This window comes from Nonomuraea turcica, assembly GCF_030718205.1.
Classification (GTDB): domain Bacteria; phylum Actinomycetota; class Actinomycetes; order Streptosporangiales; family Streptosporangiaceae; genus Nonomuraea.
In genome coordinates, this window is the sequence record NZ_JAUZQF010000009.1 from 216,984 (window position 1) to 236,946 (window position 19,963).

Genomic DNA, 19,963 nt, shown 5'->3' on the forward strand with positions numbered 1-19,963 from the left:
ATGGCCCTGTCCGCGCTGACCGGCCCAGCCGGTGACGCAGGCGCGGATGCAGGCACTGCGGCCACCAGCGCGGCGGGCGGTGAGGCGGGCGGGACCCTACGCGGCCGGATCAGCGGGCCGGTTTGGAGGCTGCGGTCGAGGTGCTGGTCAAGGCGGTGCGGATGCAGGCCGCGGGGATGGGGTCGGTCCGCCAGGTGGTGGAGCGAGCCGGCGGCGCGAGCGCGCAGCTGGCCGACATCGAGGAGTGACGGCCTACCAGCACGACAACCATGAGCTGCTCATCCAGCAGTTCTTCAAGGCCGACCGGCCCACCATGCTCGCCCTGGCCGGCGTGTTGCGGTTCAAGGCGACCTCGGCCGACCGCAGCGTGCTGGACGCGCTGGAGCACGCCCTGACCTACTGGGGCAAGACTCGGGATTTCATTCCCGCTCGGAGCGCGGATGGCCGCGACCTGGATCTGGGGTTCGCCTCGGCCAACTGGCTACGCGCGATCCGGGACCGCAAGCATCCGGGCATGCTGGTCAAACGGCACTTCGAGGCGATGGTGTTCGCTTATCTGGCCGAGGAGTTACGCACCGGCGACATCGCGGTGGCCGGGGCGGCGGAGTACGGCGACTGGAGCTCGCACCTGCTGAGCTTCGATCAGTGCCGGCCCCTGCTGGCGGCCTACTGCGCCGAGGCGGGCCTGCCGGCGAGCGCGGCCGAGTTCGTGGCCGAGTTGAAGGATCGCCATCGCCAGGCCGCCGAGCACCTGGACGCGGGCTACGCCGAGAATGAGGACTTGACGTTCGCCAAGGACGGCACTCCGACGCTCAAACGGCAGGCCGGGCTCGGCACCACCGCGGCGGCGGCCAAGCTGGGGGCGGAGATCAAGGCGCGGATGCCCGAACGCACGCTGATCGAGATCGTCTCACGCACCGCGTACCGGCTGGGCTGGCACCGGCATTTCGGGTCCGCCTCCGGCCATGATCCGAAGCTGAAGAAGCCGCAGGACCGCTACGTGCTGACCACGTTCGCCTGCGGGTCGAACATGGGCCCGGCCGAGGCCGCCCGGCACATCGAGGGGATCACCGCGCACGAGATCTCGCTGGCCAAGAACCGGCACATCAGCCTGGCCAAGCTGAACAAGGCGATCACCGACGTGGTCAACGCCTTCGCCCAGCTGGACGTGGTCAAGGCGTGGGGTGATGGCAGCAGCGTGGGCACCGACGGCACGCGGGTCGACACCTACATCGATAATCTGCTCGCCGAGACGTCGATCCGATATGGGGGCTTTGGTGGCATTGCCTACCATTATGTATCGGATAACTATATTGCCCTGTTTTCCAGATTTGTGCCCTGTGGGGCGTGGGAGGCGATCTACATCATCGACGGGCTGCTGGCCAACGCCTCCGAGGTCCAGCCCAAGACGGTGCACGCCGATACCCAGGGCCAATCGTTCCCTGTCTTCACGCTGGCGCATCTGTTCGGGTTCGATCTGATGCCGCGGATTCGCAACTGGAAAGGCCTAACTTTCTTCCAGCACGCCGACCAGGTCACCTACCACCACATCGACGCCCTGTTCCGGAGCGAGAGCGGCGCCCGTAATGTGATCGATTGGGACCTGGTGGAGAAGATGTGGCCCGACCTCATGCGGGTGGCGATCTCCATCCGCGAGGGCAGGCTCAACTCCGTAACCCTGCTGCGCCGGCTCGGCTCCCACTCCCGCAAGAACGAGATCTACAAGGCATTCCGGGAGGTCGGCCGCAGCGTGCGCACCGTCGCGCTGCTGCGCTTCCTGGCCGACCCCGCGCTGCGGCGGCGCATCACCGCGGTCACCAACAAGGTCGAGGGGTTCAACGGGTTCTCCGCTTGGCTGCGCTTCGGCAACGACGGCGTCATCGCCGACAACGACCCGGCCGAGCAGGAGAAGATGATCAAATTCAACTCCCTGCTGGCCAACTGCGTGATCTTCCATACGGCGCTGGACATGATGGAGGTGATGCGCCAGCTGTTGGCCGAGGGCTGGGAGATCAGCGCCGAGGACGTCGCGCAGCTGTCGCCCTACCTGACCGCACACATTAGCCGGTTCGGCGTATACGCCACCGACGTGCTGCGACTGCGCCCCGACGACTTCGACCCCGACCTGCCCGAGATCGACTTCACCACCCTGGCCGAGGCGGCGTAGACCACCATACGGGGACCGCGCTCACGACGTGCCGGCCCCGGGCGCCGGGCGGTCCTGCGGGGAGGTAGGCAGCTCGGCCGCCCGCAGCTGCTGCAGGTCGGGGATGTGGTTGTAGAGCGTGCCGACCGACACGCCCAGCAGCTTGGCGATCGAGGTGACCGACCGTCCGGGGTCGGGCAGCAGATCACGGGCGGCGCGGATGAGGTCAGGGGTGGCCACGGTGGGCCGCCCGCCGGTGCGGCCGCGGGCCCGGGCGGCGGCCAGGCCCTCGTGGGTGCCGGCGACGATGAGTTCACGGATGAACTCGGCCAGCGCGGCGAACACGTGGAAGATGAGCCGGCCGCCGGGGTGGTGGTGTCCAGGCTCTCGTGCAGCGAGGTGAACCCGATCTCGCGCTTGCGCAGCTCACCCACCATGGTGATGAGGTCTTGGAGGGACCGCCCGTAGCGGTCCAGGGAGGCGACGGCCAGAGTGTCGCCTGCGGACAGGAAGGCGTGGCATGCCTTCAGTTCCGGGCGCAGCGCGGTCTTGCCAGACTTCTTGTCGGCGAAGACGCGGCGGCAGCCCGCCTTGACCAGGGCGTCGAGTTGCCGGTCGAGGTTCTGGTCGCGGGTCGAGACCCGGGCGTAGCCGATGAGGATCTCCGAGCGGAGGGCGGGGAAGATGCCGAGCGGGTCGTCGGGTAGTTCCAGAGAGCTCGTCACGTCTTCGATCTACTCAAGAAACGGTGTTCGGGGTTGTTGAATCACCCAGGTTGTTGAAACGAGTTATTGAAGGCATTCCGGCCTTCTGGAGCCAGACCTGAGCGATCTTCAAGAAACGACGGTTTCTTGAAGACCCTGCTCCAGCGGGCAGCCAGGCCTGGAAGCCGCTCGCGACTGGTGGCGGGTGCCTCCCGGAGTCGAGATATTTCTGCCATCACGGAACCAGACACGCCGGATCTTGCGATAGATCGGAATGTGCGCTCATTCTTTACACGCCGCCGCGAACCACCCGCGGTCGGTCCCCACAGTAACGATGCCGAGCTTCTCGCGGCCGTTGCGGCCGACCAGGTGGAGGCGCTGAAGCTCCTGCACCAGCGGCACGCGCCCTGGCTGCGGGTACGGCTGGCCCGCCGGTGCGCCGACTTCGATCTCGTGGACGACGCGATTCAGGACACCTTCGTTGCCGTCTGGCGCGACGCGCATCGCTACCGCTCGTCGGAAGGCGAGGCAGCGGCGTGGATCTGGACGATCGCGATCCGCAGGCTGATTTCCGCGCTGCGCCGCAGCGGCGCCACCCAGCCCGTCGCCGCGCTCGATGACTCGCACGCAGCGGGGAGCCACCGATCAGGCGCACGACCGACCGCCGCACACCTGATCACCGAGTCGGCCGAGGACGCGGTCTTGGTCGGCGTGGAGCACGGCAACCTGGGCGCCGCGCTGGCCAGGCTGTCGCCGGACCTGCGCGCGGCCATCCAGGCCACCGTCCTCGACGGCCTCACCGTACGTGAGGCCGCCCTGCTCCTCGGCGTCCCCGAGGGAACCGTGAAGACCCGCGTTATGCGGGCCAAGGCACAGCTCAGGGGGTATCTCGCATGAACGCGCCATGGCACCTGCCCGAAGAGCTGATCGAGCAGTACGTGAGCGGCTATCTCGAACCGGTTCAGGTGATGTCGGTGGAGAGCCACCTCGCCCGGTGTGAACGCTGCCGCGCGGGGGTGCCGTACGAGCGGGAGTGGCTCGCCGAGAGCTGGGCGAGGATCGAGGACCTGGTGGACCGGCCCCGGCCGCGACCTGTGGCGCGGCTTCTGCGTCGGTTCGGTGTCCCCGAGCACGTGGCCACGTTTCTCGCGGCCACCCCTGCTCTTGCCCGGGGGTGGCTGCTGGCGGTCACTGCGGTGACAGCCTTCGCCGTGGCCGCCGCCCACTTGGTCAGCCGTGATCCTCAGGCCGTCTTCGACGGACTGGTGCCCTTCCTCGTGCTCGCGCCCGTGCTGCCGCTGGCAGGCATCGCCGTCGCCTACGGGCCCCGGGTTGATCCCGTCCACGAACTGCAGGCCGCCACTCCCATGGGAGGTGTCAGGGCCCTGTTGTTGCGCGCCGTCGCTGTGCTGGTAACCGCGATCGTGTTGACGGGAATAGCGACGCCGCTGCTGCCCGGCCCGCGGGGGCTGACGGCGGCGTGGCTACTGCCCGCTCTCGCGCTCACCGCGGCCACCCTGGCCATGTCGACCCGATTCCCGCCGCTGATCTCAGCTGCCGCGCTGACCGCCGCCTGGTTCGGCGCCGTACTGGCCTCCACCAAGCTCACCGGTGACGTGCTGACGCCCTTCTCACCTGCAGCCCAGGCTCTGTACGGCGCGGCCGCGCTGATCCTCATCCCTCTCATCTACCTGCGGCGTGCTCGCTTCGACTCAGGAGAACCCAAATGGACCCGACCGTGACCGTTCGCGGCCTGACCAAGAAATATGGCCGGTACGTCGTGCTCGACGGCCTCACCCTGGAGTTCGGCCGAGGGGTGACTGGGCTGCTCGGCCCCAACGGTGCAGGCAAGACCACGCTGTTGCGGAGCCTGGCGACCACGCTGGCTCCCGACGGTGGCCAGGTGCGCGCTCTCGGTCTGGATCCTGCGGACCGGGGCCAGCGGACCGAACTGCGCCGCCGCCTGGGTTACCTCCCGCAGGACCCGGGCTTCTACCCTCACTTCACGCTCTTCGAACTGGTCGACTACGTGGCGATCCTGAAGGAGCTGACGGACCGGCGTGAACGCCACCGAGAGGTGCGCCGGGTCCTTGCGGAGGTCGACCTGGCCGACCGCGCCAGGACGAAGGTGCGCAAGCTGTCCGGTGGCATGAAACAGCGGCTGGCCCTGGCCCAGGCGCTACTTGGCCAGCCCGACCTGCTCATCCTCGATGAGCCCACGGTCGGCTTGGACCCCGAGCAGCGCATGCGGTTCCGGGCGCTGGTCTCCCGGCTCGGCGAGAACCGTACGGTGCTGCTGTCCACCCACCAGACCGAGGACGTCGCGGCCCTGTGCGAGCGCGTGATCGTGATGAATCGGGGGCGCGTGGTGTTTCAGGGGACCCCCGGTGAGCTCGCCACTGTCGCGTCCGGCCAGGTGTGGGTCTCCGACGCGTCTCCCCTGGACTCTCGCCTGTTCTGGCGGACCGCGGACGGCCGCTACCGGAGCCTGGGAGCCGGGCCGCCGGACGCGGCGCCCGCCGCGCCGACCGTCGAGGACGGTTACCTGCTGCTGCTCGGTGAGCCGGTCGAGGCGGCGACATGATCTTCCGATCATTGTTCCTGTTCGAGGTCCTCAGGCTCATACGCAGCCCCATCCCATGGGGTGCCGCCGCGCTCTGCCTGGGGTTGCGGCTCATCGCGACCTGGCAGTGGCTGCCCGACATGAGCGTCGATCCGACGAGCACGTCGGGCGCAATGCTGCTCCTGGCGGTGGCCATGATGCTCACAGCCAACCTTGCGACGTCCCGGGACACCCGGGGCGGCATGCCCGAGACGCTCGGCGCGCTGTCCGGTCACGCCGCGGAGCGGACCAAAGCCGCGACTTTGGCGGCCGTGATGGTCGGAGCCGGGATCGCGCTGCCATTGATGATCGGCTACTTGCTGGCGCGTTTCGCGATGGGCCCGACAGCAGGCGTATTCGACCCCTACGAGGCGCTGGGCGGGGTGCTGGCCGTGCCCTTCGCCGCGGCCCTCGGCGCGATGCTCGGCAGGTGGACTCCCTGGCTGGTCGCCGTTCCCGTAATAGCCTTCCTGATCGGCGCATTCACCTGGATAAACAGTCAGCAGAGCGGTTACGGGAGCTGGTTCCTGCCGGTCGTGCTCTTCCACGGGCCCGACTGGCCACAACGCCCATCGGCGTTGCACGCCATCTACCTCCTCGCTTCCGTCGCTCTCTTCGGGGCCCTGGCCCTGCTGCGGCACGGGGCCAGGCCGGTGCGGCTGGTCGCGGCCCTGACTGCTGCGGCGGTTGCGGTGCCCACGGGGGCGGCCGCGACCGCCGCCGCTCCGGGAGAGGAGATCAACCACCGGTTCGAGACCATGCAGGAAAATCCGGCCGCGTTGCTCGACGACATGGACGCCCAGGTCCGGGAACGTTATTTCGGGCGGGACGCGCGGCGATGCGAAAGGCACGGCGCCGTCACCTACTGCGCCTTCCCGGACTACGTCGCCTGGATCCCGTCTTGGGTATCGGCGGTGAACCCCGTGGCGCAGGCGCTGCCCCCGGCGGAGCGTGACCGGCTGCCGGCCGTGCGGCAATTCACCGACACATGGTTCAGCGCGGACGGCGATGAGGAGCCGCCCATCCGCACGTTCATGATGTGGGGACGGGCTGGAGCCGAGAACACCTACCGGGCCGTGCTCGCCTCTCAGCTCATCCGCTCTGTGCTGGGACTGCGACCGCCGAGGGCGGGCTGCGACCTCCAGGGCCAAAGCAGGGCACTGGTGGGTCTGTGGCTGCTCGGCCAGGCCGTTGCGCTGGCTCCGCCCGAAGACCGGGAGATCCAGATTGGTTCCTCCGTCTTCCTGTCGGTGCAGTCACCGCTGGGCATGGTCCGGTACGGCACGGCCGAGCTGAGGTACGCCCGCAGACTGCTCGCCACGCCCGATGCCCGGCAACGAATCTGGACGCACTGGGACACGCTGCTGAAGCCCGGCACGACGGTCGAGCAGGCGCTTCCGCTGCTGGGCCTGCGCCTCGAGTTCCCCGCCGAGCCGGTGAAGGGGCAACCATGCTCGTGATCCAGCTGATCAGGCCGATCGCGCGGGCGATCGACTGGCTTCCTCTCGCGGTCACCGGGATCCTTGCTGTGGTCATGGCCTTGGTGATCGAGGCCGGTTCTGCGTTAGGCGTCGGGACCGCTTTCACCCTGCTCAGGATGATGGGAGTGATGCTGGGCGCCGCCGCCGGATTCGCCGTGATCGACGAGATGACCGCGAGCACGGGCGCGGCCCCGGTGCCCCGCTGGCTCCGCCAGTGGCTGCGCTGCGGCCTCGGAGGCCTTACCACGGGGCTGATATGGGGGATCGCGTGCGCCATCGCTGTAGCCCGGCTGCCCGAGGGCGGACAGCTCAAGGTGGCGGGGATGGCGGTGGAGGCAGCGGTGTGCATCGCGATCGGCCTGCTGACGGCATCGATAGCCGGGCGCATGCACCAAGGAAAGGCAGCCGCCCTCGCGGGCATGGGCGGTTTACTAGTGATCGTCTCGGTGAGCCTGGTTCTGCGGGGACCCTACTGGCCGTGGCTCTATCCGGAAGAGGAGAACTGGGAGATCGTGCACCACGGGTGGCTGGCCATGCTGCCGCCCACACTCGCCGCACTGGGCTGGGCGAGCCGGGATCTACGCTGAGAAGACGGACAAGGCGTCGGCTTCATCGATTCTCGGGTGTTCTGCCACCTGGCCTGTGCCAATCGTAAGCACCGAAACGCTGAGCGCCTGGTCGGACACCGGCCAGGCGACTCTCTGCCCATGCCACCGTTTGTCGGCTGAGACGTTCCGGCTCGAACACTCCCGGTGGTTTCAACACGCCGTGACGACAAGCCATAAACGGTCCACGCACAATGTGCCTGGCAGGGTTCGACAGATGAACACCGGCTACTCGACACGCCCGGCTGCGAAACCGACGGCTGAATGAACCCTTCAAGATCCACTCAATGTGGGTTTTGGGCTTATGTGGGCTGACCCCCTAGTTGGAGGGTGTTGCTGCACTCCTGTCACACACTTGTCAGCGCCAATTGTGTGACAGTCTGCGATTTCGTATCGCGCAACGGGCGGATGTTGTCGGGTAGACAGCGGCGCCAGGCGGGTGTGGGGGAGGGCAGGTTCGCTCCAGCGGGTGGTTTTGCGCCGTGTGCAAGGTCCTACGACCAATGGCGTATGGCATACCCGGCTGTGGTGGGAGGCGGCGGCGGGCGAGACCGCCATAGGGTCAATGCCATGAAGATCGGAATTCTTGGAACGGGCAACGTAGGACGGGCACTGGCCGTCTGCTGGGCCGGTGCGGGCCATGACGTCGTCCTGGGATCGCGGCGGTCGGCCGACACCGAATTGCGGGAGGAACTGGCGGCTGCGCTGGGAGAGGACGTATCGATCGTGGACCCGCCCTCAGCCGTCGTGGGTGCGGAGGTGGTGGTCAACGCGACACCCGGCACAGCGTCCGTGCCGCTGCTCGCCGAGATAGGTGCCCCGGCCCTGGCGGGGAAGGTGCTGCTCGACGTGTCGGTTGGTTTCACGGAGGACGGCGCGCTCTCCCATCCTGGAGAGAGCCTCGGTGAGGAAATCCAGCGAACGTTTCCGGACACGATGGTGGTCAAGACTCTCTGTACCATCGACGCACGGCTCATGGGCGCGCCTGACTCGTTGGAGGGCCCGAGCACGCTCTTCCTCTCAGGGGATGACGCCGAGGCCAAACGCACGGTCGGCGGGCTCCTGAATGACCTGGGCTGGTCTACGGGGTCGTTGCTCGATCTGGGAGGCATCACCACCGCTCGGGGCCAGGAGCATTACAGTTTGCTCTTCCTGGGGATCGCCGGCGCGATCGGCTCGTATGGTTTCGGGATACGGGTGGTTCCTCCGACCCGGGGCTAGGTGGCGGACTTCAGATCACTGGATCATTTGCTCCTCGTGGGTGGATTGGCGACACGGCAAAGCAGAGAGGCTGAAGTCCGGGTTCCCAAGAGTCCGCACAACAGCGTCTGAGATCGTCGATATGGTCAGGCACGGGACGTGTCTTGCCGGGGGTCGGATCGAGGTTGCTCACGGGCAGACACCCGGCATGGGCTCATCACGCAGCAAGACGCAGGGCGGCGAAGTGCGACGTGCGGGTCGGGGCCAGTGGCGTTCCGGTCCGCCGATGATGACCACGGTCAGGAGCACCACAGCAGCTCCAGTCACCAGCGCCAGCGCTGTGCCGATTCTCATCAGCCGCAGCTCCGGAAAGGCCGCCGGATCCTGCGGACGCTCACCTGCCGATCCTTGTCTGGCTTTTCCACCTCGCCCATGTAGAGCCCATCAGCGTTGGTTGCAGCGCTGTTACATCACTGCACCCAGCCATGGCCGTCAGCCCGGCGGTGAGAATCGCGGCAGGGCCGCGAGCTTGATCTCGCGCAGATCGTCGTCGGCCTGCTCCGTCGCGGTGTGCAGTTTGCGGATGGCGACGCGTGCCTCGTCCAACGTCAGGTGGCCGTCAAGCGCGCGGAAGGCTTCCCGGACGGGCTTCAGCACGGCCTCTATCGCCTCGTGCTGCTCATCCATAGGCTGACGTTACGTCGAGAGCCATCCCTGAAGGAGCGGGGCTGGTCAACCCGTCTCTGATGTCCGTTTCCTGGGGTTCCGGCCTGATTTGGGCATGGCTGGGCTGGGCGGTGGGGTCAAGGCGGAGCGCCCGCAGCGGAGCGAGGACGAACGGTCTTGAGGCCGCCGCTTGAGCCCGGCGATCGTGGGGAGGGCCGGGACGGTCTTTATGGAGTTGTGCGGCTGTGGCTTCGCGTCACCCACTTGGGGGGTGTGGGCGAGCCGGTCGGGCCGGCTGCCGGGCCATCCCTTCGCAGCGGTCGTGGGACGCGTGCATGAAGCCAGACGCCGTGACCGGGCAGGGTCAATCAAGCGCTGGCCTTCGCGCGTGTGGGGGGCATGGCTCTCCCGACCTCGTGCCCGGTCGCGTCCGGCCTGCTCACGCGCCGGCCTTCGCGCTGGGGCGATCCAGGCAGCGGATGTGGCCATCGCGCAGCCCGTAGTAGACCAGGGTGAGCAGTTCACGGGCCGCGGCGACCTTGGCGACGCCTTTGAAGTCGCTTCCGCGGCGGTTGAGAATCGTGGCGCGCAGCGCGCCGTAGGAAGTGGAGGTATCGGCGTGCTGGATGGCCTCCACGGCAGCCCAGCGCACCAGCTTCGAGCCCTGCTTGGTGATCCGGCCACGGACCACCTTGGTGTCGGACTCGTGGTGTTTGGGGGTCAGCCCGGCCCAGGAGACCAGCTGCTCGGCACGGCGGAAGCGGCGCGCGTCGCCGATCTCCGCGGCGAAGATCGCGGCCAGGACCGGGCCCACGCCTTTGAGCCGGAGGATTTCCCGGTACCCGGCGTGGTCGGCCAGCCGCCGCCCGGCCTGGGCCTGCATGGCGTCGATCTCGACGTCCAGCAGGGCGATGTGTGCCAGTAACGAGTCGATCCGGATGCGGTAGGCGCCCTGGATCTGCTGGCCGGCCAGCCAGGTCCGGCCGCCGACGCCGAACAGATCGCTGACCTTGGGGTGCAGCCCGAGCTTGCCCAGCACCGCGTGGAGCTGGTCCTTGCAGCTGGTGCGCTGCTGGACGAGCTTGGCCCTGTAACGCACCAGCTCGCGTAGCTCTCGCACGTCGGGTGGGGCGATCCAGGCCTCGGGCAGGCGTCCCATGCGCAGCAGGTCGGCCAGGTCGGCCGCGTCGCGTTCGTCGTTCTTGACCCGCCGGTAGGAGAACGCCTTGACCCCGAGTGGGTGGGCCAGGTGCACCTCGGCTCCGGCCTCCTCCAGCACGTCGGCCGCCCAGTACCAGCCGTACGTGGCCTCCAGCACCACCTTGGGCGCGACCCCGGCCTTGACGATCTCCCGCTCCAGCGCGACCGGATCGTTGTCGATCCGCACGCACGCCAGCTTGCGCCCGTCCTCGGTCATCCGCACGATGACCGACCTGCGCCGATGCAGGTCGATACCAACGTACTGCTGACCGTCGTACGCTGTGCTCATCAGGGCCTCCTCTCGTCCGTCGAGGGACGAATGGTTGTGGTGACCCGAGCGTCTCTCAACGCTCACGAGCCGTCACGGGGGAGCGGAGGCCCCGCTCCTTCATCGCATCAAACCCCGTCACCTACCAGTCTTCAGAGGCGGCACCACAGGAACAAAGGGCCCGGTCATCCTCCACGCGAGGATGACCGGGCCTTTCGTCGTGCCTGGGCTACGAGCGGATGAAGCCGCTCACGGTGAGCGGCGGCGACGGTCACGCCCGTGAGCGCGGAGGAGCTTCCATGGCCCTGCGAGACCGTGCCGACCCGCCCGCACCTGGAGCTGGTGCCCGACCTTCCTGCAGGTCAGCCCGCTGTGGAAAGATCGTTCACCCCCAAGCCCTCACCTACTCCTGTAGGTGATGAGACTCCCCGTAACGCGCGCGCAAGACAGCCCGCCCCACCCTCGACACCGGCCCGTGAGTGGCCAGCGACCGTCACGCCGGTCACCAAGAGAGATCGGCTCGCAGCGTGCGAAAGGCTGATCCGTGAACTGCCGCTGTTCCGCCGGATCTCTGCCCGGCACCTGCGCTCGGTTCTGCGGGCCGCGTTGACCTCGGCGCGACCATCAGCGATATCCGGCATGCCCTCGACCACCGGCCGGACGGAACTCCATGGATCCACACACACGACCCGCGCTCGCTGCCCGGCTGGATCCGGCACCGCCTATCCGCGTGGATCACCTTCGCCGAGCAACTCGTCGCCCCGTGGCCGGTCCAACAGCGTGAAGCAGAGCGCACCGCCCTGCTGGGCGAGCAGCGGGCCCAGCGCGAGGCATACGAGCTCGAGAGTCGTTTGATAGGGATGGCGCAGATTTTGAATTGAGAAGGCTTGAGAATTGTCGGTAGCCATGTCATAGAGTGGAAGAGAAGGCATCTAGACACCGTGAGCCGAATGGGCGTCCGACGTTATCGCTAGCGCTTTTCTTGTTTATCTATGGGGACAAAAATCCTCGCCTATTCTCTGATTAATCGTCTCTAGGGTGCCATCGTCCGACGAAAGGAGACGAATATGCGTTACCCTTCGCGGTCAACCATCCTCGGAACAGCGTTCTTCGCCACGGTCGCGCTCTGGCCCGTTGAGGCGCCGACCTTGGCTAGCCCGATCTCGGAGACGCACGTCACACCGACGGCGCTAGCGCCATCAGACGATGATTCTCCTTACCAAAAGGGCTACTCCACGGGACTCAAGGAAGGCTACCAAGAAGGAGAGGCACGCGCCCGGGAGCACTGTGCCGACATCCCGAGTTGGCCAAATTGGCCGCCAGGTGCTTACGGCAAGGGTTACGCCGATGGCTACATGCTGGGATGGCAGAGAGGACTCGACGATGGCATGGCGAAATACTGCCGGCCCTCATAGCCGAGAGGATGGCGACTAGATGGTCATGCTCGGCGGCGACCCGGTGATCCTCATCGGGTCGCCGCCTACCCTTCTGCTGGTCCGCCGTGGTGTACGTGGCCGTATTCAACTGGCACGGTCCCGTGGCGCGCCAAGCGAATCTCCCAGGTCCGGCGAATCGCCGGCTCGGCGATAGCAAGCGACTTGCGGCCCTGGCCGGACCTGCGGCGGCGGTGTGCCCTGTCACTTCCTCAGGACAATTCCGGGTAGCCAGGGACGCGCCCGAGCGGGTAAGCCAGGCCCCATGCATCTCGCAGGCGAAATTGCCAGCGAGATTTAGGCCCGCTCACGGACTGCGACCGCGACGCGTGCCCTCCGGCGTTGCTCGCGGATGATGACCGCCAGTTCTTCAACTGAGCGGCCCCCGGGGACATAGGCGGCGCAGGCGGCCTCCTCGGGGGAGAGAGCGTCACGGCGGGCCCGCGCTTCCGCGGCGGCAGCAAGTGCTTCGGCGCGGGTCGTCATACCCCCACCTTCGCACGAGCATGCGAACGACTGTCCGTGAGATGCCTCACGCTGGCTGCTCTACTCTTGCGGCAAAGCAGGCGAGAGAGGAGTTTGCGTGAAGCCGGGCGCGGATGGTTCACTCGTTTCATCCTTCGATGCGGTCCTCGAACGCATCACCTACGCCAACGAGGACACCGGCTACACCATCGCCCGCGTCGCCACCGAACGCTCCGGCTCCGAGCTGCTGACCGTCGTCGGCCCGCTGCTGGGCGCCCAGGTGGGGGAGTCGCTGCGGCTGCAGGGCCGCTGGACCTCCCATCCTCGCTACGGCCGCCAGTTCGAGGTGTGGTCTTACACCACCGTCCTGCCGGCCACCGTCCAGGGCATCCGCCGCTACCTCGGCTCCGGCCTCATCAAGGGGATCGGCCCGAAGATGGCCGAGCGGATCGTCGACCACTTCGGCACCGCCACCCTCGACGTCATCGAGCAGCACCCCGAACGCCTGACCGAGGTGCCGGGCCTGGGCCCCAAACGCACCAAGATGATCGCCGCCGCCTGGGACGAACAGAAGATCATCAAAGAGGTGATGATCTTCCTGCAGGGCGTCGGCGTGTCCACCTCGATCGCGGTGCGCATCTTCAAGCAGTACGGCGAGCAGTCCATCTCCGTCGTCAGGACCCAGCCGTACAAGCTGGCCGACGACGTGTGGGGGATCGGGTTCAAGACCGCCGACACCATCGCTCAGGCCGTCGGCATCCCGCACGACAGCCCCGAACGCGTCAAGGCCGGCCTGCGCTACACCCTGTCGCAGGCCGCCGACGACGGCCACTGCTACCTGCCGGCCCCCAACCTGGTCGCCGACGCCGTCAAGATCCTCGACGTGGGCGCCGACCTCGTCGCCGCCTGCCTGGAGGACCTCGTCGCCGAGGAAGGCGTCGTGCGCGAGCCCGTCCCCGCCGGAGACTCCGTGGTGCCCGCCGTCTACCTGCCGCCCTTCCACCGCGCCGAGCAGTCGCTGGCCTCCGGCCTGCTGACCCTGCTGCGCAGCGGCCACGACCGGCTCAAGGCCTTCGCCGACGTCGACTGGGCCAAGGCCGAGGCCTGGCTGCACGGCCAGAGCGGCGTCGAGCTCGCCCCCGAGCAGCGCCAGGCCGTCCGCCTGGCCCTGACCGAGAAACTGGCCGTGCTGACCGGCGGGCCCGGCTGCGGCAAAAGCTTCACCGTACGCTCCATCGTGCTGCTGGCCCGCGCCAAACGCGCCCGCGTCATCCTGGCCGCCCCGACCGGCCGCGCCGCCAAACGCCTGGCCGAGCTGACCGGTCACGAGGCCACCACCGTCCACCGGCTGCTGCAGCTGCGGCCCGGCGGAGACGCCACCTTCGACCGCGACAACCCCCTGGACGCCGACCTGGTCGTCGTCGACGAGGCCTCCATGCTCGACCTGCTGCTGGCCAACAAGCTCGTCAAAGCCGTCGCCCCGGGCGCGCACCTGCTGTTCGTCGGCGACGTCGACCAGCTGCCGTCCGTCGGCGCCGGCGAGGTCCTCAAAGACCTGCTGGCCGCCGCCGACATCCCCCGCGTCCGGCTCACCCAGGTCTTCCGCCAGGCCCAGCAGTCCGGCGTCGTCGTCAACGCCCACCGCGTCAACACCGGCCGCCACCCCGTCCTGGAGGGCATGAAGGACTTCTTCCTGTTCCCCTGCGAGGAGCCGGAGGAGATCGCCGCCCTGACCGTCGACGTCGTCTCCCGCCGCATCCCCGCCCGCTTCCGCCTCGACCCCCGCCGCGACGTGCAGGTCCTGGCCCCCATGCACCGCGGCGCGGCCGGCGCCGGCGCGCTCAACGCCGCCCTGCAGGAAGCCCTCACCCCCGCCGTCGAGGGCATGCCCGAACGCCGCTACGGCGGCCGCGTCTTCCGCGTCGGCGACAAGGTCACCCAGCTGCGCAACAACTACGACAAAGGCGCGGCCGGGGTGTTCAACGGCACCGTCGGCATCGTCACCGACATCCGGCCCGACGAGCACAAGCTCACCGTCCTGACCGACGAGGACGAACCGGTCGACTACGCCTTCGACGAACTCGACGAGCTCGCCCACGCCTACGCCGTGTCCATCCACCGCTCTCAGGGCAGCGAATACCCCGCCGTCGTCATCCCGCTGGCCACCAGCGCCTGGATGATGCTGCAGCGCAACCTCCTCTACACCGCCATCACCCGCGCCAAGAAGCTCGTGGTGATCGTCGGCTCGCGGCGGGCGCTGGCCCAGGCCGTGCGCACCAAGGGCGCGGGACGCCGGCACACCGGCCTCACGCACCGCCTGACGCCGCGTTGACCTGCGCCTGACCACAACAAGTGATCTAAATGTGACCGAACTCTCCCAAATCATTCGTCGTCTTACATGCAGGAGCATTAAGGTTTTTGAGGTGCCTTTGGTGCCCTGGGGGAGAGGACAATCTTGAACGTTACGCCCACATGGAGGAGACCGGCCGCCGCCACTGTCGCGCTGCTGGCCGCGGCCGCCCTGACCACCTCCTGCTCGAACGGCGGCACCACCACCACCGCCGACCCCGGCGTACCGGAAACCACCACCACGCCCACCCCCCAGGCACCCACCGTCACCATCACACCCGCCGAGGGCAGCGCCAAGATCAACCCCGACAAGAAGATCGTCATCACCGCCGCCGGCGGCGCCCTCGAGGACGTCGCCGTCACCACCGGCGACGAGCAGATCGAGGGCCGCTTCAACGCCGACAAGACCCGATGGGTCTCCAAAACCCCGCTCAAGCCCTCCACCGGCTACACCGTCACCGCCAAGGCCGGCGCCACCACCGCCACCAGCGCCTTCACCACGGCCAAACCGCAGCGCGCCCTGCAGGTCATCGACGTGACCCCCAACGCCAAGGGCGAGACCATCGGCGTCGGCGCCCCCATCATCGTCACCTTCAACCAGCCCGTCGACAACAAGGCCACCATCGAACGCGCCCTCGAAGTCGACGCGGAAAAACCGGTCGAAGGCGCCTGGCGCTGGGTCGACGACACCAAGGCCATCTACCGCACCGCGAAATACTGGCCCGCCCACCAGAAGGTGACGTTCAACGCCCACATCACCGGTATCAAGGGCGGCAAGGGCCTGTACGGCACCAAGGACTACACCGCCACTCTCAAGATCGGCGCCAAGCAGATCAGCAAGGTCGACACCCGCACCAAGCGTATGTACGTCTACCAGGACGGCAAACGCGTGCAGACCATGCGCATCAGCGCCGGCATGGCGACCACCCGCGAATACACCACCACCTCCGGCGTTCACCTGACCATGGAACGTGGCAGCCCCGTCCGCATGATCTCCCCCGGCCGCAAGAAGGGCGACCCCGGCTACTACGACGTGATGATCGACCACGCCGTCCGCATCTCCAACTCCGGCGAGTACGTCCACGCCAAGAACAACGTCTGGGCCCAAGGCGTGCGCAACGTCAGCCACGGCTGCATCAACGCCCGCCCCGACCAGGCCAAATGGTTCTACGACAACGTCCAGCGCGGCGACGTCGTCGAAGTCGTCGGCACCGACCGCGAACTGGAATGGAACAACGGCTGGGGCTATTGGCAGATGTCGTTCAAGGAGTGGAAGAAGGGCAGCGCCCTCAACGGCAAGGCCTGACCCCGGCACCCCCGGGCCGGCCCCCGCTGCCGCGCACCGGCGCCTGCTCCGGCTCGGCCGGCGCACCAGCGTGATCGCTCGTTCCCATGGACCGGCTGACCCGGGTTGCCGCCGTTAAGCTGATCTTCGTGAGAGATGGACATGAGGCCTCCGTGATCCTGCCCGAACCACGGACCGCGATCGAGGCCGCCGACATCGAGCGGGTCCGGGCGCTCCTCGGCGGCCCCGACCCATGGGGACGGGGGACCCCGCTGCACCTCACCGCGTCCGCGCTTGTCGTCCATCCGCCCACCCAGCGCGTGCTGCTGCGCTGGCACGCCCGTCAGCAGGCATGGCTTCAGGTCGGTGGCCACGCCGACGCCGGCGAGTCCGACCCGTTGCAGATCGCGCTGCGGGAGGGAGCCGAGGAGACGGGGCTGACCGATCTGACGCCGTGGCCGGATGGGCGTCCCGTTCACCTGGTGATCGTCCCCGTACCGGCGGCGCCGCACGAGCCTGCCCACGAGCATGCCGACCTGCGCTTCCTGCTGGTCACCGACACGCCGGACGCGGTGCGGCCCGAGAAACCCGACTCGCCGCTGCGCTGGCTCTCGCTCGCTGAAGCACGGGAGCTGACCACAGAGGCCAACACGCGCGAGACCATCGACCGCGCCGCCGCCCTCCTCGGCGCTGCTCATCCACGACAGACCTGACCTGCGTCCTGATGCCGAGCGGCTGACCCGGCGTCGCTCGAGCCCAGGTCGATGTGCACGTAGTGCGGCTCGTGGGGGAGGCGGGGTTCTTGTGGAGGTCGCAGGCGCGGCTCATGGGGCCGGCCTGCGTGGATCAGGGCCGCTGCAGCGGTGCGACTGCGCAAGGCTACCAGGGCAGCAGGCCGTCTTCGCTGAAGAACCCCGCGGCGGGTCCGTCGGTGCCGAGCGTGGCCAAGCGCACCACGACCGCAGCGCCCTGCGCGGGGGTGAGGGACCCGCTGTGGTTGTTGCTGTCGGTGGCGACGAAGCCCGGGGCGGCGGCGTTGACGAGGATGCCGTCCTTGCGCAGCTCATTGGCGTACTGCACGGTCAGCGCGTTCAGCGCGGACTTCGACGGCGTGTACGCGGCCGACGGCAGCAGGGCTGCGAACGGGCCGTCCGGGTCGCTGGTGAGGGTCAGCGACCCGGCGTGACTGCTGACGTTGACGATGCGCGCCGCCGGCGAGCGCCGCAGCAGCGGCAGCATCGCGTTGATCACCGCGATCACCCCGAAAACGTTGGTCTCGAACACCGCCCGGACCATGTCCAGGTCGACCGAGCTGGGGACCTGATCGTAGGCGTCTTGCGGCGAGACCGTCCCGGAGCCGGTGATACCCGCGTTGTTGACCAGCACGTCAAGGCGGCCCACGCGCTCCTCGACCCACCTGGCGGCCTCCTGCACGCTGGTCAGGTCGGTGACGTCCAGGGCGACCGCGTGCGCGTCACCGCCCGCCGCGCGCACCGCCGCAGCGGCCTCCTGGCCGCGCCGCGGATCTCTCGCGCCGATCACCACCGTCATGCCCATCGCCGCAAGCCGCTCGGCGATCGCGCGGCCGATCCCCTTGTTCGCCCCGGTGACCATCGCCACCTTCTGTGTGGTGTGCTCGTTCATGACCAAACTCCTGTCGGGGACGGTCTGTTTCGTGGAGTTGCCTGCCGCGCGGTCGTTCGCGCGGCGTCCTGACGAGCAAGAGATCCCGGCGACCCGAGCCCTGTGACAGCGCGGCGCTGTGACGTGCATCACCGATCACGGGTGTCACAAAGCGGAGGGGACCGGGATCGTATGCATGCACGGTCGAGAACGAACAGGCAGGAAGCAGCAATGAGCGAACGCAGCGAGCAACCGACGAACACAGCCGGGCCCCTCGCTCGTGGCAGCATCCGCATCGACTCCGCTGTGGACGCGGCCACCGAGGTGTTCCTCGCCCACCGCAACCTGCTGTTCACGGTGGCCTACGAGCTGCTCGGCTCGGCCGCCGACGCCGAGGACGTCCTGCAGGAGACCTGGCTGCGGTGGGCGGGCATCGACCACGCCACCGTGCTGGACCGGCGCGCCTACATGGTCAAGATCACCACCCGGCAGGCGCTGAAACGGCTGCGCACGCTCGGCCGGCGCAAGGAGTCCTACGTCGGCCCCTGGCTGCCCGAGCCGCTGCTGACCGCCCCGGACGTGGCCGAGGATGTGGAGCTGGCCGACAGCGTCTCGATGGCGATGCTGCTGGTGCTGGAGACGCTCACCCCGACCGAGCGGGCGGTGTTCGTGCTGCGCGAGGTGTTCGACCTGGACTACGACGAGATCGCCGACGCCGTCGGCAAGAGCCCAGCCGCGGTCCGCCAGATCGCCCACCGGGCACGGACCCACGTCGCCGCGCGCCGACCCCGCGGGAGCGTCACCCCGGCCCAGACCCGCGATGCGCTGCAGGCGTTCCAGCGCGCGGTCGAAACCGGCGACCTGCAGAGCCTGCTCGACATCCTCGCCCCCGACGTCGTCCTGTTGACCGACGGCGGTGGAGTCGTGCAGGCCGCGCTGGCGCCCGTCGTGGGGGCCGATCAGGTGGCCGGCGTGCTGGGCAGGATCGCCGGCACGGCGTCGCTGCAACCGGCCCAGGTCAACGGCTACCCGGCGCTGCTCCTCCGGCGGGGCGGCGAGACCGACACCGTCATGGCGGTGCGCATCGACGACGGCCTCATCACCGGGCTCTACGCCGTGCGCAATCCCGAGAAACTGTCGCGGGTCCAGCATGAGACTGCCCTGCACCGCTGAGTCGCCCTGATCGCGATCGCCACCATGCCCGTCAGGGCGCTGTTGTTTGTGACCGCCAGGCGCGGCGTCACTCACCCTCCGTCCGCCTCTCAGGAGCAGGCCGGCCTTGAGCCCCGGCACGTCCGCCCTGGCACCACCCCTTACAGTGGCGGCGTGAAGATCCGTCAAGGCACACCCGACGACATCCCCGCCGTGCTGGCCATGTTCGACGGCGCCGTCGCCTGGCTGACCGCCCGGGGACGCACCGGCCAGTGGGGCAGCCGGCCCTTCACCGGCGACCCGCGCCGCACCCGGCAGATCACCAGCTGGGCCGAAAGCGGCGGCATGCGCATCGCCGACATCGACGCCACCCCCGCCGGCTGCGTCGTCGTCGGCTCCGCGCACGACTACGTCACCCCCGCCGCCGAACCCGAGCTCTACGTCCAGGCCCTGGTCACCGACCGCCGCCACGCCGGCCGCCAGGTCGGGCGCACCCTGCTGGACTGGGCCGCGCAGCACGCCCGCAGCCTCGGTGTCGGCCTGCTGCGCGTCGACTGCTACGCCGGCGATGACGGCCGTCTCGTCGCCTACTACGAAAGCTGCGGCTTCACCCGTGCCGAACCCTTCACCGTGGGGGAGTGGCCCGGCATGCTCCTGCACCGCCGTCCATGACCACGTTGCCGGTCCACGTTGCCGGTCCACGTTGCCGGTCCACGTTGCCGGTCCACGTTGCCGGTCCACGTTGCCGGTCCACGTTGCCGGTCCACGTTGCCGGTCCACGTTG

15 protein-coding genes and 2 pseudogenes are annotated in these 19,963 nt (G+C 68.4%); 12 read left to right on the forward strand and 5 right to left on the reverse strand.

From position 1 onward, the window contains the following. Positions 1 to 197 precede the first annotated feature (197 nt). Positions 198 to 2,167, forward strand: a pseudogene (locus Q9G87_RS24265) (transposase); the annotation flags it as partial. A 21-nt stretch (positions 2,168 to 2,188) separates the two neighbouring features. On the opposite strand, the pseudogene Q9G87_RS60765 reads toward Q9G87_RS24265, so the two are convergent. Further along, a pseudogene (locus Q9G87_RS60765) lies at positions 2,189 to 2,871 on the reverse strand (recombinase family protein). Between the two features lie 255 nt (positions 2,872 to 3,126). Here Q9G87_RS60765 and Q9G87_RS24280 point away from each other — a divergent pair. The 6 genes from Q9G87_RS24280 to Q9G87_RS24305 all read left to right on the forward strand — a co-directional run bounded on the left by Q9G87_RS24280 (position 3,127) and on the right by Q9G87_RS24305 (position 8,759). Next, the gene (locus Q9G87_RS24280; RefSeq protein ID WP_305918745.1) at positions 3,127 to 3,747 is read left to right on the forward strand and encodes an RNA polymerase sigma factor; all 621 of its coding nucleotides are present in this window, start codon (positions 3,127 to 3,129) and stop codon (positions 3,745 to 3,747) included. Continuing rightward, positions 3,744 to 4,592, forward strand: coding sequence for a cupin domain-containing protein (locus tag Q9G87_RS24285; protein WP_305918746.1), 849 nt, complete (start codon positions 3,744 to 3,746; stop codon positions 4,590 to 4,592). The genes Q9G87_RS24280 and Q9G87_RS24285 overlap by 4 nt, the downstream gene beginning before the upstream one ends. Next, positions 4,577 to 5,434 carry an ABC transporter ATP-binding protein gene (locus Q9G87_RS24290; protein ID WP_305918747.1) on the forward strand — a complete coding sequence of 286 codons (858 nt, stop codon included), beginning with the start codon at positions 4,577 to 4,579 and terminating at the stop codon, positions 5,432 to 5,434. Before Q9G87_RS24285 ends, Q9G87_RS24290 begins: the two co-directional genes overlap by 16 nt. Then, positions 5,431 to 6,912, forward strand: a complete 1,482-nt coding sequence (locus Q9G87_RS24295) for a hypothetical protein (protein WP_305918748.1) — start codon at positions 5,431 to 5,433, stop codon at positions 6,910 to 6,912. Before Q9G87_RS24290 ends, Q9G87_RS24295 begins: the two co-directional genes overlap by 4 nt. Then, complete coding sequence (locus tag Q9G87_RS24300) at positions 6,903 to 7,520, forward strand: hypothetical protein (protein ID WP_305918749.1); 618 nt, start codon at positions 6,903 to 6,905, stop codon at positions 7,518 to 7,520. The genes Q9G87_RS24295 and Q9G87_RS24300 overlap by 10 nt, the downstream gene beginning before the upstream one ends. A gap of 588 nt (positions 7,521 to 8,108) precedes the next feature. Next, positions 8,109 to 8,759, forward strand: coding sequence for an NADPH-dependent F420 reductase (locus tag Q9G87_RS24305; RefSeq protein WP_305918750.1), 651 nt, complete (start codon positions 8,109 to 8,111; stop codon positions 8,757 to 8,759). A 471-nt stretch (positions 8,760 to 9,230) separates the two neighbouring features. Here the strand turns inward: Q9G87_RS24305 and Q9G87_RS24310 are convergent, their stop codons facing one another. The 3 genes from Q9G87_RS24310 to Q9G87_RS24320 all read right to left on the reverse strand — a co-directional run bounded on the left by Q9G87_RS24310 (position 9,231) and on the right by Q9G87_RS24320 (position 11,780). After that, complete coding sequence (locus Q9G87_RS24310) at positions 9,231 to 9,425, reverse strand: hypothetical protein (protein ID WP_305918751.1); 195 nt, start codon at positions 9,423 to 9,425, stop codon at positions 9,231 to 9,233. 418 nt (positions 9,426 to 9,843) lie between these two features. After that, positions 9,844 to 10,893, reverse strand: a complete 1,050-nt coding sequence (locus Q9G87_RS24315) for an IS110 family RNA-guided transposase (RefSeq protein WP_305918752.1) — start codon at positions 10,891 to 10,893, stop codon at positions 9,844 to 9,846. Between the two features lie 701 nt (positions 10,894 to 11,594). After that, on the reverse strand, positions 11,595 to 11,780 hold the full coding sequence (locus Q9G87_RS24320) for a hypothetical protein (protein WP_305918753.1): 186 nt from the start codon (positions 11,778 to 11,780) through the stop codon (positions 11,595 to 11,597). A gap of 1,108 nt (positions 11,781 to 12,888) precedes the next feature. On the opposite strand from Q9G87_RS24320, the gene recD2 reads away from it, so the two are divergent. From recD2 to Q9G87_RS24335, 3 genes are all read left to right on the forward strand, one after another. Then, entirely contained in the window at positions 12,889 to 15,102 is a 2,214-nt protein-coding gene (recD2, locus tag Q9G87_RS24325) for an SF1B family DNA helicase RecD2 (protein WP_305918754.1), read from the forward strand. A 123-nt stretch (positions 15,103 to 15,225) separates the two neighbouring features. Then, positions 15,226 to 16,425, forward strand: coding sequence for a L,D-transpeptidase (locus tag Q9G87_RS24330; protein WP_305918755.1), 1,200 nt, complete (start codon positions 15,226 to 15,228; stop codon positions 16,423 to 16,425). Positions 16,426 to 16,553: 128 nt separating this feature from the next. Further along, on the forward strand, positions 16,554 to 17,117 hold the full coding sequence (locus Q9G87_RS24335; protein ID WP_305918756.1) for an NUDIX hydrolase: 564 nt from the start codon (positions 16,554 to 16,556) through the stop codon (positions 17,115 to 17,117). A gap of 166 nt (positions 17,118 to 17,283) precedes the next feature. On the opposite strand, the gene Q9G87_RS24340 is transcribed toward Q9G87_RS24335, so the two are convergent. Continuing rightward, positions 17,284 to 18,048 (reverse strand): SDR family oxidoreductase, encoded by a 765-nt coding sequence (locus Q9G87_RS24340; protein WP_305918757.1) that lies wholly within the window; start codon positions 18,046 to 18,048, stop codon positions 17,284 to 17,286. Between the two features lie 210 nt (positions 18,049 to 18,258). On the opposite strand from Q9G87_RS24340, the gene Q9G87_RS24345 reads away from it, so the two are divergent. Both Q9G87_RS24345 and Q9G87_RS24350 read left to right on the forward strand, forming a co-directional pair. Next, positions 18,259 to 19,200 (forward strand): RNA polymerase sigma-70 factor, encoded by a 942-nt coding sequence (locus tag Q9G87_RS24345; RefSeq protein WP_305918758.1) that lies wholly within the window; start codon positions 18,259 to 18,261, stop codon positions 19,198 to 19,200. 153 nt (positions 19,201 to 19,353) lie between these two features. After that, on the forward strand, positions 19,354 to 19,851 hold the full coding sequence (locus Q9G87_RS24350; protein ID WP_305918759.1) for a GNAT family N-acetyltransferase: 498 nt from the start codon (positions 19,354 to 19,356) through the stop codon (positions 19,849 to 19,851). The last annotated feature ends 112 nt before the right edge of the window (positions 19,852 to 19,963 follow it).

Excerpts from the sequence above, each read along its gene's own strand:
- Q9G87_RS24315 (WP_305918752.1), bottom strand. The coding sequence starts at position 10,893 with ATGAGCACAGCGTACGACGGTCAGCAGTACGTTGGTATCGACCTGCAT.
- Q9G87_RS24295 (WP_305918748.1), top strand. The coding sequence starts at position 5,431 with ATGATCTTCCGATCATTGTTCCTGTTCGAGGTCCTCAGGCTCATACGC.
- Q9G87_RS24345 (WP_305918758.1), top strand. The coding sequence starts at position 18,259 with ATGAGCGAACGCAGCGAGCAACCGACGAACACAGCCGGGCCCCTCGCT.
- Q9G87_RS24305 (WP_305918750.1), top strand. The coding sequence starts at position 8,109 with ATGAAGATCGGAATTCTTGGAACGGGCAACGTAGGACGGGCACTGGCC.
- Q9G87_RS24320 (WP_305918753.1), bottom strand. The coding sequence starts at position 11,780 with ATGGCTACCGACAATTCTCAAGCCTTCTCAATTCAAAATCTGCGCCAT.
- Q9G87_RS24285 (WP_305918746.1), top strand. The coding sequence starts at position 3,744 with ATGAACGCGCCATGGCACCTGCCCGAAGAGCTGATCGAGCAGTACGTG.
- Q9G87_RS24340 (WP_305918757.1), bottom strand. The coding sequence starts at position 18,048 with ATGAACGAGCACACCACACAGAAGGTGGCGATGGTCACCGGGGCGAAC.
- Q9G87_RS24310 (WP_305918751.1), bottom strand. The coding sequence starts at position 9,425 with ATGGATGAGCAGCACGAGGCGATAGAGGCCGTGCTGAAGCCCGTCCGG.
- Q9G87_RS24300 (WP_305918749.1), top strand. The coding sequence starts at position 6,903 with ATGCTCGTGATCCAGCTGATCAGGCCGATCGCGCGGGCGATCGACTGG.
- Q9G87_RS24290 (WP_305918747.1), top strand. The coding sequence starts at position 4,577 with ATGGACCCGACCGTGACCGTTCGCGGCCTGACCAAGAAATATGGCCGG.